Raw genomic sequence first — 11,856 nt, 5'->3', positions numbered from 1 at the left:
CAGACGCTGCTGCGCCGCCGCCAGCTCGCCGGGCTGCTGCGCGGCCGCGGCGCGCACGTCGTGGACGCCCCGCCGGCGACCTACGCGGCGGCCGTCACCGACGTCTACCTGGCCCTGAAGTCCACCGGAGGCCTGTGAGCCCGGCGCGTCAGAGGGCTCGGCGCGTCAGGAGACCAGGCGTCAGAGGGGCCAGCGCGTCAGGAGACTGGAGCGAGGTCCGCGGAGAGCTCCCTGTCCAGGTCGCCGGACTCGCCGGCGGCCACGGCCCGGGCACCGTAGATCTGGATATACCCGACGAACATCGCCAGGGCGAACGCGCCGATACCGATGCGGACCCCGGCCGGCAGAGAGGACGGCGTCACGAACGCCTCGATCAGGCCGCTGACCGCCAACGCGGCCGCCAGCCCGAGCGAGATCGCGACCGCGGCCCGGCCCTCGGCCGCCAGCGCCTCCACCCGCCGGCGCGGCCCCGGGTCGATGATCGACCAGCCCAGCCGCAGGCCGACCGCGCCGGCGGTGAACACGACGGCCAGCTCCAGCATCCCGTGCGGCAGGATCAGGGTGAAGAACTGCGACGACTCGCCACAGCTCGCCATGTAACCGCCGACGATCCCCAGGTTGACCGAGTTGAACAGCAGCACCACGAGGGTCGGCAGGCCCAGCAGCGCGCCGGAGGCGATGGCCGACGCGGCCACCCAGGCGTTGTTCGTCCAGACCTGCGCGGCGAACGAGGACGCGGGATTCTCCGAGTAGTAGCGGGCGAAGTCGCGATGGCACAACTGCCGCACCTCGTCCGGCGGGAGCAGGCCGCTGTGGGCGGCCGGGCTGTGCGCCACCCACAGGCCGAGGGCCACCGCCACCGCCAGACAGGCCGCGCAGGTGGCCAGCACCCACCCACGCCGCGCGTACACCGCCGCCGGGAAGGTGACGGCGACGTACCTGCCGGCGACACGCCAGCCCGGCTCCCGCGTCCCGACCACGACGGAGCGCGCCCGGGTGACCGTGCCGGCGAGACGGTCGACCAGCACCGGGTCCGGGCCACGGCTGCGGATCACCGACAGGTGGGTCGCGACCTTCTGGTAGAGCTCCACGAGCTCGTCGAGCTCCGCCGCGGGCATCCGGCGGGGCCGCGCCGCGCGCCGGACCAGCTCCTCCAGCCGGGCCCACTCGCCGCGATGGCGGCCGACGTACGCGTCCAGATCCATCCGTACCGCCTCCCACCGCGCCCGGCACCCGGCAAAGATCACTACCCGGCACACATCGGACGGGCGGGAACAGGTGGATGTTATCCCCGCACCGCGCGGCCGACACGCTCAGGCCGCGGCCCGTGGCCGTGCGGGAAGAACCATGATCATACAGCCTTCCGGCGAGCGGGAAGGAGGACGGGAGCGCATGGCGGCCGGGCGGGCATGACACACCATCGGGCCGGTGCCGGACATCCACGGGCCGGCTACCGGACATACTCGGCACAGCGCGCGTGCACGGAGCAGGCACAGCGGCCGGAACAGCCGAACAGCCGGAACACGAACAGCCGGAACAGGCAGAGCGGGACGGACGTGAGCGGGACCGGAGCTATCGGGAATGGAGCCGCCGTGTGAACCGGCTTGTCACGGGTGAGGCGGTCACGATCGACCTGCGGGTCGCCCGGCTCGGCTCGCGGATCATCGCCGGGCTCATCGATCTCGCTCTACAGGCCGTCGTACTGGTCGTCACCGCCTGGGCCGCCTTCACCACCGTCGCTCCAGGTGACGAAGCACTGGCGTCCGCGCTCTATCTGACCGTCGTGGTGCTGGTCGTGGTCGGCTACCCGACGACGACGGAGACGCTGTGGCGGGGACGCAGCATCGGTAAGGCGGCCATGGGGCTGCGGGTCGTGCGGGACGACGGCGGGCCGATCCGGTTCCGGCACGCGTTCGTCCGCGCTCTGCTCGGCGCCGTGGTGGAGCGGCCCGGTGCGCTGCTGGCGGTCCCAGGGATGATCAGCATGCTGGTCTCCGGGCGGTCCAAGCGGCTCGGGGACCTGCTCGCCGGAACGGTCGTCCTCCAGGAACGCATCCCACCCGGCGCGGCGGTGCCCGTGATGATGCCGCCGCAGCTCGCCGGCTGGGCCGCCACCCTGGACCTGTCCTCGTTCGAGGACGCCCTGGCGCTGGCGGTGCGCCAGTTCCTCGGCCGGGCCCGGGAACTGTCGCCGCAGGCACGTGAACGCATCTGCAGCCAGCTCGCCGCGTCGGTGTACGCCGTCGTCACCCCGCCACCGCCGCCGGGTACCCATCCCTGGGCGTATCTGTCGGCCGTCCTCGCCGAACGCACCGCCCGCGCACGCTGGCAGGCCGAACGCACCGCCGGCGCGCAGTGGCAGGCCGAACGCACCGCCGGCGCGCAGTGGCCGCTCGCCGGGGCCGGCACACCACCGGCACAGCCGGCCCCGCCGTGGGGAGCCGGCCAGCCGTGGACGTCCGGACAGCCGTGGGCAGCCCACCAGGGGCAGGGGATCCAGCCAGGTCCGGACGGCCAGCCGGGAGCGGCCCAGCCGTGGGCAGCCCAACCGGGAGCGGGCCAGCCGAGGGGAAGAGAGTCCTGGGTAGCCCGGCCGAGCGATCCGGACGACGTGGCTGAGGCCCCGGCGCCGAGCCCTTTCGTACCCCCGAGCTGACCCGGCCGTTCCGGTCGCGACGGCCGGGCCCGTGGCGCCCGTGGCCGGTGCGGCCGGGGAACAGAACTTCCACCGACGAGGCACCCGCTTCCGCCCGGCGGGCCGCCGGCGGAAACGCGCGCACCCGTCCGCGGGCATTGCGGCTCACAGGAACGAGTACGCAAGTGGCTGCCACAGCAACCACTTGTTCTCTCACTCTCATGATCTGTCAATATTTGATCATGAAGGGTTGTGGCGGCGGGAGTGCGCGGAGGATGTCTGGTGGTGGCTGTGGTCAGCGCTCGCGCTGACCGTGGCGGCCTGCCAGGGGCAGGGCCGCCACGGTGAACGGGGTGGCTCCTGGGTCAGGAGCCGGCGGTCAGGAGCCGTGCTCCCAGGAGTTCAGATACTCCTCCTGGGCCGGGGTGAGGACGTCGATCGCAAGCCCCATGGTCTCCAGCTTCAGCCGCGCGACCTCCTTGTCGATCTCGAGCGGGACGTCGTGGACGCCCGGGGCCAGCGACTGCCAGGTCTTCGTCAGCCACTCCGCGGTCAGCGCCTGGTCGGCGAAGGACATGTCCATGACCGCCGCCGGGTGGCCCTCCGCGGCCCCCAGGTTGACCAGCCTGCCCTCGGCGAGCAGCAGCAGGCGCCGGCCGTCGGCCAGCACGTACTCGTCGGTCTGGTGGCGCACCCGGCGCGGGCCGGCGACGGCCAGCTCGGACAGCGCCCTGATGTCGATCTCGATGTCGAAGTGCCCCGAGTTCGCGAAGATCGCGCCGTCCTTCATGGCCTCGAAGTGCTCACGGCGCAGCACGTCCCGGTTGCCGGTGACGGTGATGAACACGTCGCCGATGGCGGCGGCCTCGATCATCGGCAGGATGCGGAAGCCGTCCATGGCCGCGTCCAGCGCCTTGGTCGGGTCGATCTCGGTGACGACCACGTTGGCGCCCAGCCCCTTGGCCCGGGACGACACCCCCCGGCCGCAGTACCCGTAGCCGGCGACGACGACGGTCTTGCCGGCGAGCAGGGTGTTGGTGGCGCGGAAGATCGCGTCCAGGGTCGACTGGCCGGTGCCGTAGCGGTTGTCGAACATGTGCTTGGTGTCGGTGTCGTTGACCGCCACCATCGGGAAGCGCAGCGCGCCGTCCTTGCTCATCTGGCGCAGCCGGATGACGCCGGTGGTCGTCTCCTCGCACCCGCCGCGGACGCCCGGGAGCACCTCGGTGCGGGTCGTGTGCAGCGTGTTGACCAGGTCACAGCCGTCGTCGAAGACGTAGTGGGGGGCGCCGTCCAGCGCCGCGTTGATGTGCGCATAGTAGCCGTCACGATCCACGCCGTTGCGGGCGAAGGTGGAGATGCCGTACTCGGCGACCAGCGCGGCCGCGGTGTCGTCCTGGGTGGACAACGGGTTGGACGCGGCGAGCGCGAGCTGCGCCCCACCGGCGGCGAGTGCCCGCATGAGGTTGGCGGTCTCGGTCGTCACGTGCATGCAGGCGGCGATCTTCACCCCCTCGAACGGGCGCTCGACGGCGAAGCGGTCACGGATCTGACGGAGCACCGGCATGGACCTGTCCGCCCACTCGATACGCGTCTTGCCCTGCTGGGCGAGCGCAAGGTCGGCGATGTCGTTCTTGGGCAGCTCTGCCATCGGAATCTTCTCCTGTCGAGGGGCTCGCGGACCCCGGGCAAGGGGAGACCGCCTACGCGGGCGAACCGGTGGGCCGGCAACGACACGATCATAGTTCCTCGCCCCGCCGGCGGCCCTGATGTCCGGATCGCCAGAGCGACCGGTGGTAGGAGCGCTCTGCATCGACGTTACGACATCCGCCTGCGCGATCCATCCTTCGCCCTGTGTGTCCGGCGAATCCGGAAGTGGTCGACGACCCCCGGGACCGGTTCAACCACCGGCCGGCACCCCGTCTCCCCTGACATGCGCGGCCCCGTCCCGCGCGCGGCCGCCGACGGGTGGATCGCCCACTCGGCCCTCGTCCGCCTCGGCCATGGAGGGCGACGAACGAACACAGAAGACGAACTATCGTAACTGTTTCAATAGGAACGATAGCAGGCAGAATGGAAAATGGTTATAAAGGGGGTGTAAACGGACGGTACCCGACGGTCTGGCAGTCCGCACAGGGACGGGTCGACCTGATCTGGCACGGCTCCCCGCCCAGGCTCGCGGTCTGGACCACGCTTACCCGCCCCAGGCCCTCACAGATGGGGCAGAGCATGTTGATCTCACGGGTGACCGGCTCGGGCCGGTCACCGGAGGCCGTAGAGCTCACCGGGCACGTCCCGCGACGCCACCCGTCACGTCGCCCGCCTCCGCAGCTCGCCCATCTCCGCAGCGTCACGGAGCAGCCCCGCTTCCACGAGCCCCGCTTTCACGAGAGCAGTTCTCGTAAGATCATTTTCTATGAAACCACTTTACGTAGCATGATAAACACAGTCCGGACACCCGGAACCTTTGACCTCAAAGAAATCACAGCAAGACCACTGGAGCGCCGCTGAAGGATCATCTACGAACCACCAACAGACCATCAGCAGGACACCAACAGATCGCCGTACGGACGGGCTGGCGCGGAACGGCCAGTGCGCGGGCCAGCTGTGCCGGCCGACCAGAGTGACCGCCCAGCCGGCCGGACCGGCCTCGAACGGCACCCTCAGAACGGGCATCCCGAACGGCATCCCGAACGGCATCCCGAACGGCGCAGCGCAGGCCGGACAGGCCCATCGGACACAACGCCAGCAGGCATGTCAGCCAGGTACAGTCGGCCAGACACGTCGATCAGGCACAACGTCGCCACATCCGGCAGCGATCGAACGCGGCGAATTCCGATCACACATACGGGCCGGCGACAATCCAGTGGGGCGTCACCGCCCCCAGCGCCACACACCTCCCTGATCTCGTGCGTGTGACATCGTGAGGACAGGCCGCAGGTGTCCACCGGCCCCGCGGGCCAGCGGCGGCATGATTATTTTTGTGCCGGCCAGCGGGCCCGACGGGTTCGAGCCCTTACGGACCGCCGTCCGGCCTATCACAGGAGGTGACCTCAACGGCCGTGCAGAGAGAGCCCACGTTCCGTGCACGACCGCGCCGTCGCACGGCAGACGCCCGTCTCACCTCGGCGCCACGCCCGCCCGCCGACACCGCCGGCCCGTCCGGCGCCCGGTCTGCCGGCACCCCGGGCGCCGGCACGAGCGGCTGGGACGCCCGGTCCGACGACGACGCCCCGGCCACCGCCGACGGGTACCGGGGCGGCCCGGCCGGCGAGGGGCCGGGCCGCCCCCCGGACCGGGGCGCGCTGCTCACCCGGATCGGGATCATCGCCTGCGCGGCCGGTGTCGGTCTCGCCCTGTTGCTGCTTCCCCTGGTCGGCGCGATCGGCCTGTTCGCGAAATCCTCGGCGGACCACTACCTGAGCCTGCCGGACGAGCTGCTCACCCCGCCGCTGCCGCAGAGCTCCCAGATACTCGCCGCCGACGGCAGCCTCATCGCGACGCTGCGCGGAGAGACGAACCGCACCGTCGTCGACGGCAAGGACATCCCGGTGGTCATGCGGCAGGCCATCGTCGCCATCGAGGACTCACGCTTCTACAGCCACGGCGGGGTGGACGTGAAGGGCGTCGTGCGGGCCGCGCTGCGCAACAGCGAGGCCGGGGACGTCCAGCAGGGTGCCTCGACGCTGACCCAGCAGTACGTCAAGAACGTGCTGCTGCAGAACGCGCACACCAGGCAGCAGCGTGAGGATGCCGCCGGCACGTCGCTCGAGCGCAAGATCCAGGAGGCCCGGTACGCCGTCACCCTGGAGAACAAGATCTCCAAGGACGAGATCCTGGAGCGCTACCTCAACATCGCCTACTTCGGCAACGGCAACTACGGCGTGGGTACCGCCGCCCAGAACTACTTCCAGACCCACATCGCCAAGCTGACACTTCCCCAGGCGGCGCTGCTCGCCGGGCTGGTGCAGAGCCCGTCCCTGTACGACCCGGTGAACCACCCCGACGCCGCCCGGACGCGCCGGGACATCGTGCTGGACCGGATGGCCGCTCTGGGCTACGTCGCCCCGGCCGATGCGGCCGCGGCGAAGGCGGCGCCGGTCCAGGTGGTCCACGCCGCGGCCGCGGCGGCGCGGGACTCGTGCGAGACGTCGAGCGCGTCCTTCTTCTGCGACTTCGTCCGCTCCCGGCTGCTGGCCGACCCGGCGCTGGGCACGACCGATGCCGAGCGCGCCCGGCGGGTCTACGAGGGCGGGCTGGTCATCAGGACGACGCTGCAGCCCAAGGTCCAGGCCGCGGTGCAGAACACGGTCAATGCCGTGATAGCGCCCGACAACCCGGTGTCGGCCACCGAGGTGGTGATCGAGCCGGGCACCGGCAACATCCTGGCGATGGCGGTGAACCGGGTGTTCGGCTCCGACTCCGCCACCAACCAGACCAAGGAGCCACTGGCGACCAAGGCGGTGTTCCAGCCCGGGTCGACGTTCAAGACGTTCACCCTCGCCGCCGCGCTCGAGGCCGGCTACGGGCTGAACACCCAGTTCTACTCACCGTCGTGCTACAGCACGAAGAAGTTCCCGCTGGACCGGCGGGACGGCAGCCCCTGCGCCACCGGCTACTCGAACGCCGACCCGGCGGAGAGCGGGGTCTACGACCTGTCCAAGGCGACCTGGGACTCGGTGAACACCTACTACATCCAGCTCGAGGAGAAGATCGGCGTGCCAGCCGTCGTCGACATGGCGGTCCGGCTGGGCATCCCCGCCTCCTACCTGGAGGACGTCCACCCCACCAAGGGGGACCTGACCATCGGCTCCGAACGGGTCACCCCGCTGGACATGGCCAACGCCTACGCCACGCTGGCCGCGCACGGCATGCGCTGCGACCCACGGTACGTCCTGTCGGCCGCGGACTCCAGCAACCAGAACGTCGACATCGCCCCCGAGCCCGTCTGCAAGCGGACGGTGACCGCCGGGGTGGCCGACACCGTGACGAGCATCCTGGCAGGGGTGATCACACAGGGCACCGGGTACCCGAACGCGGCGGCGATCGGACGCCCGGCCGCGGGCAAGACCGGTACCACGGACAACTACTCCGCCGCGTGGTTCGTGGGGTACACCCCCCAGATGGCCGCCTCGGTCGCGGTCGGCAACCCCAAGGGAGCGCAGGGCAACCCCCTGAAGGGGATCGTCGCGGATGGCCGGACATGGTCCCGCGTGTTCGGCGGGGACCTGCCGGCGATCATCTGGGGCCGGTCGCTGCGGGCGGCCCTCAGCGGCGTTCCCGCCATGCCCATGTCGAAGGCCAATCCCACCGTGGCCAAGGGCACCAAGGGCGGGCTGCTGTCGACTCCGCCGCCGCCCCCGCCGCAACCGACGGCCCCCGCCACGGCCACAACGGACACGCCGGCAGCACCGACCGCGGCGGCAGCACCGGCAGCGGCGCCGGACATCGTCGAACCCGTCCTGCCCCCCGGCAGGTTCCCGTTCCAGGGCTCGGGCGGTGACGAGCGGCCGGGCCGGTGACGGCCCAGAGCCGGCTGTGTCCCGCGGGGCGCCGTGCCGCGGGCGGTGCCGTGCCGCGGGCGGTGCCGTGCCGCGGGGCGGTTATGTCTCGTGCGCAGCCGGCGTGGGCGAGGCGCTCAGGTCGCGCACGGCAGCCACCGGTGTCGGGTCCACACCGAGCGCGAGGGCAAGGTAGACGCTGGTGTAGTCGAACAGGCCCACCAGGGACGCCAGCCGCTCCAGGCGGCTGGCCCCCTGGGCGGACAGCTCGGTGACCGCCACCGCCCGCTCGGCCGCGGCCGTGACGGCGGCCTCCGCCTGCCGGGTCACCGTCGGATGCTCGGCCTTCTGGTCGCGCAGCAGGACCAGCCGTAGCCGCACCGGCCCGGCCTCATCGTCAGCCCGGTCACGGAAGAAGTCCTCCGCCGGGCCACCGTCGGCCCCACGGACCCCGAACGCCCCGTCCAGAACGCCCGCCTGCAGGCTTGCCGCGTCGGGAAGGGCGCCCAGCAGCGCCGGGTACCCGGCGTTCGCGGCGAGCTGGCCGGCGGCCCGGCCGGCGGCCGCGGCGGTCAGCGCGGTGGTCCCCCACAGCAGGGGTAACGAACCGGCGAGCTCGAGCGCCAGCACCTTCGCCGGGCTGATGAACGTCTCGCTGGCGGGCCGGCAGCGTATCGCCAGGTCCTCGAGGCGCACCGCCGCGGCCTCGACCGCGTCCGGGCCCTCGGCGGCGGGCGGGAGAAGGCCGAGAGCCCGCACGACAGCGACAGCCGGCAGCAGCAACACCCAGTAACCCGCCCGGGCCGGCCGGCCGTCCACCACGGGGGCGGGCAGGAACAGCGCCCGCGCGCGCCCGGCGCGATGCGCCAGCGGCGAGTCGGGCGGGCCCACCGCGACCGTCCGGCAGCCGCGACGGTCGGCCTCCTCCAGCGCGGACAGGGCCGCCTCGTCGCGTCCCGAACCGGATATCGCAATCACGACGTCGGTCACCCCCACCCAGCCGGGCAGGCCGAAACCGTTGTGGACGAGCACCGGGACCGGGCAGCGCGGCCCGGCCACCGCGGCGAGCGCGTCACCGACAGCCGCCGACGTGCCCGTCCCGACGACGAGCACCGCCCGTGGACGGCCGTCGGCGGCGAGCGCGTCGGCGCCGGCCTCCCGCGCCAGCGCGGCGGACTCCCGGACCTGGCGGGCCGACGAGGCCACCTGCGGCAGCATGCCGGACGGGTCGGCGGCGTCCAGCCGGACGGCGTCATCAAGGATGCTCTCGTCCACGCCCGCGTCCCACATGTCCTGCACCATCGCATGCCCGGACCCGCCCGGGCACATCGGGGCTCACGTCCGGCCTGGCCGGGCGCGTGTCAGAGCCGTACCGGAGCGTCGGGCGTCAGAGCCAGGGCAGGACGCCAGAGCCAGAGCCGTACCGGAGCGTCGGGGCGTCAGAGCCGGGGCGGGGCCGCGGACGCCGCTGGGCCCGGCCGGATCAGGCGGAGCCCGCGTGGGAGCCCTGGGGAGCAGGCCGGGCCATCGGGCCCCGCGGGGCGGGCATGGCCCGCACGCCGCGGCCAGCCGGGCTGCCCTGCCGCCACCCCACCCTCCGGCACCCACCGTCCGGCGGAGCTGTGGGTACGTCGGCGCCCGCCGGGGCCCCGCCAGAACCCCGCCAGGGCCCCGGGCATGGCGGGACCAGGGCTCACGACAGGCCAGGGCTCACAACGGTGCGGGCACCGACGGCCGGGCCTCCCCGCCGAACGGGACGGCCTCGTCGAGCAGCATCACCGGGATCTCGTCCCGTACTGGGAACGCCAGGTCGCACGATGTGCAGACCAGCACCGGCTCACCGCCGAGGGTGTCCTGGCGCAGGGGGGCGTGCGCCGGGCACGGACAGGCGAGGATCTCCAGCAGGAGCGGGTCGAGACTCAACAGCCGACCTCCTTTTTCACAGCGGCTTCATCACAGCGGCTTCTCACAGCGGCTTCTCACAGCGGCTTCTCACAGCGGACGCGGGCGAGGACGTCGTCGCGCACCCGGGCCATCGTGGCATGGTCGGGGGCCTCCACATTGAGCCGCAGCAGCGGTTCGGTGTTCGACGGCCGCAGGTTGAACCAGACCCCGCCACCGAGCGTGACGGTGAGCCCGTCGAGATGGTCGATGTCGGCCGCGTCCCCGGCATACGCCTTCTCGATCCCGGTCATGGCCGCGGCGGCGTCGGCGACCGTGGAGTTGACCTCGCCGGAGGCCACGTAGCGGGCGTAGCCGGCGAGCAGCTGCGACAGCGGCCGCTCCTGCTCACCCAGCGCGGCCAGGACGTGCAGGGCCGCGAGCATCCCGGAGTCGGCCCGCCAGAAGTCACGGAAGTAGAAGTGCCCGGAGTGCTCACCGCCGAAGACCGCCCCCGTCCGGGCCATCTCCGCCTTGATGAACGAATGGCCGACCCGGGTGCGTACCGGCACCCCGCCGAGCTCGCGCACCAGCTCCGGGACACCCCGGCTGACGATCACGTTGTGGATGACGGTGGCGCCGGGCTCGCGGGCGAGCTCCCGCTCGGCGACGAGGGCGGTGATGGTGGACGGTGAGACGATCTCACCGCGTTCGTCCACCACGAAGCAGCGGTCGGCGTCGCCGTCGAAGGCGAGCCCGATGTCGGCGCCGGTGGCCCGCACCGCCGCCTGCAGGTCCCGGAGGTTCTCCGGTTCGATCGGGTTCGCCTCGTGGTTCGGGAAGGAGCCGTCCAGCTCGAAATAGAGCGGGTGGACCGACAGCGGCAGCCCCTCGAACACCGCGGGGACCGTACGTCCGCCCATGCCGTTGCCCGCGTCCACGGCGACCGTCAGCGGCCGGATCGCCGACAGGTCGACCAGTGCGCGCAGATGCCGGGCGTAGGGCGCGAGCAGGTCCTGGCGGGTGATGGTGCCGCGGGGCCCGATGGTGGGCGCGACGCCGGCCTCGGCCAGCGCCCGGATCTCGCCGAGCCCGGTGTCCTGGCCGATCGGCGCCGCGCCCGCCCGGCACAGCTTGATCCCGTTGTACCTGGCCGGGTTGTGGGACGCGGTGAACATCGCGCCGGGCAGGCCCAGCGAGCCGGCGGCGAAGTAGAGCAGGTCGGTGGAGCCGAGGCCAGTCATGATCACATCCGCGCCCTGGCCGGCCGCGCCGTCGGCGAACGCCTCCGACAGCGGGACCGACGAGTCACGCATGTCGTGCGCGACGACGATCCGGGGGGCGTCCAGCAGGCGCACGAACGCGGCGCCGACGCCGTGCGCGACGTCGGCGTCGAGCTCGGACGGCACGACACCCCGGACGTCGTACGCCTTGAAGATCCGCGACAGGTCGTGCACTCGTCCGCCTTCCCGATCCCCGGGCTTCCCGGCCCATAGGCTTCCCAATCCCCGGCTTCCTGGTCGCCGGCCACTGCCGGCCCCGCCGGCCCCACCAGCGCCGCCGGCGGTGGCCGTCCACGGGGCCCCGCCGTCGGCGGTCGTCCGGGAAACCCGGCCATGGCGGTGCTGACGGCAGCCATCAGCTGCCGGCGGCGACGCCGACCTTACCGACACGCCGCCGGCCTGGGCGGAACCGTTCGGATAGCCGACACCCTGCCCGTCACCAGACGCACCGAACCCGTCACGGATACGCCGGGCCAGGCACGGACGGGCCGGCCGCCAGGCGCCGGGCATGCCAGCCAGCCGGCTCGGGCGGGCCGGCTGGCTGGCATGCCCGGGC

At 72.4% G+C, this 11,856-nt stretch carries 7 protein-coding genes; 2 read left to right on the top strand and 5 right to left on the bottom strand.

The genetic code is table 11. The annotated features are described in order from the left end of the window. Nucleotides 1-197: 197 nt before the first annotated feature. The gene (locus NBX02_RS05275) at nucleotides 198-1,205 is read right to left on the bottom strand and encodes a stage II sporulation protein M (RefSeq protein WP_250290242.1); all 1,008 of its coding nucleotides are present in this window, start codon (nucleotides 1,203-1,205) and stop codon (nucleotides 198-200) included. Nucleotides 1,206-1,594: 389 nt separating this feature from the next. Here NBX02_RS05275 and NBX02_RS05270 point away from each other — a divergent pair, with 389 nt between their 5' ends. Further along, on the top strand, nucleotides 1,595-2,656 hold the full coding sequence (locus NBX02_RS05270) for an RDD family protein (protein WP_250284969.1): 1,062 nt from the start codon (nucleotides 1,595-1,597) through the stop codon (nucleotides 2,654-2,656). Nucleotides 2,657-3,014: 358 nt separating this feature from the next. Here NBX02_RS05270 and ahcY read toward each other — a convergent pair whose 3' ends face one another. Continuing rightward, nucleotides 3,015-4,286, bottom strand: a complete 1,272-nt coding sequence (gene ahcY, locus NBX02_RS05265; RefSeq protein WP_250284968.1) for an adenosylhomocysteinase — start codon at nucleotides 4,284-4,286, stop codon at nucleotides 3,015-3,017. Nucleotides 4,287-5,682: 1,396 nt separating this feature from the next. On the opposite strand from ahcY, the gene NBX02_RS05260 reads away from it, so the two are divergent. Beyond that, nucleotides 5,683-8,157 (top strand): transglycosylase domain-containing protein, encoded by a 2,475-nt coding sequence (locus NBX02_RS05260; protein ID WP_250290240.1) that lies wholly within the window; start codon nucleotides 5,683-5,685, stop codon nucleotides 8,155-8,157. A gap of 81 nt (nucleotides 8,158-8,238) precedes the next feature. Here NBX02_RS05260 and NBX02_RS05255 read toward each other — a convergent pair whose 3' ends face one another. From NBX02_RS05255 to NBX02_RS05245, 3 genes are all read right to left on the bottom strand, one after another. Continuing rightward, entirely contained in the window at nucleotides 8,239-9,438 is a 1,200-nt protein-coding gene (locus NBX02_RS05255; protein ID WP_250290238.1) for an SIS domain-containing protein, read from the bottom strand. A 408-nt stretch (nucleotides 9,439-9,846) separates the two neighbouring features. Further along, nucleotides 9,847-10,059 carry a Trm112 family protein gene (locus tag NBX02_RS05250; RefSeq protein WP_250284965.1) on the bottom strand — a complete coding sequence of 71 codons (213 nt, stop codon included), beginning with the start codon at nucleotides 10,057-10,059 and terminating at the stop codon, nucleotides 9,847-9,849. Nucleotides 10,060-10,115: 56 nt separating this feature from the next. Continuing rightward, nucleotides 10,116-11,474: a phosphomannomutase/phosphoglucomutase gene (locus NBX02_RS05245; protein ID WP_250284962.1), complete on the bottom strand. Its 1,359-nt coding sequence runs from the start codon at nucleotides 11,472-11,474 to the stop codon at nucleotides 10,116-10,118. Nucleotides 11,475-11,856 lie beyond the last annotated feature (382 nt).

Origin of the sequence: Protofrankia sp. CiP1_Cm_nod1 (assembly GCF_920888515.1) — a bacterium.
Taxonomy (GTDB): Bacteria; Actinomycetota; Actinomycetes; order Frankiales; family Frankiaceae; genus Protofrankia.
Note: the sequence above shows the minus strand (reverse complement) of the source record. Positions and strands in the feature narration are given on the sequence as shown.

Coding starts and splice junctions, on each gene's coding strand:
- ahcY (WP_250284968.1), bottom strand. CDS start 4,286: ATGGCAGAGCTGCCCAAGAACGACATCGCCGACCTTGCGCTCGCCCAG.
- NBX02_RS05275 (WP_250290242.1), bottom strand. CDS start 1,205: ATGGATCTGGACGCGTACGTCGGCCGCCATCGCGGCGAGTGGGCCCGG.
- NBX02_RS05255 (WP_250290238.1), bottom strand. CDS start 9,438: ATGGTGCAGGACATGTGGGACGCGGGCGTGGACGAGAGCATCCTTGAT.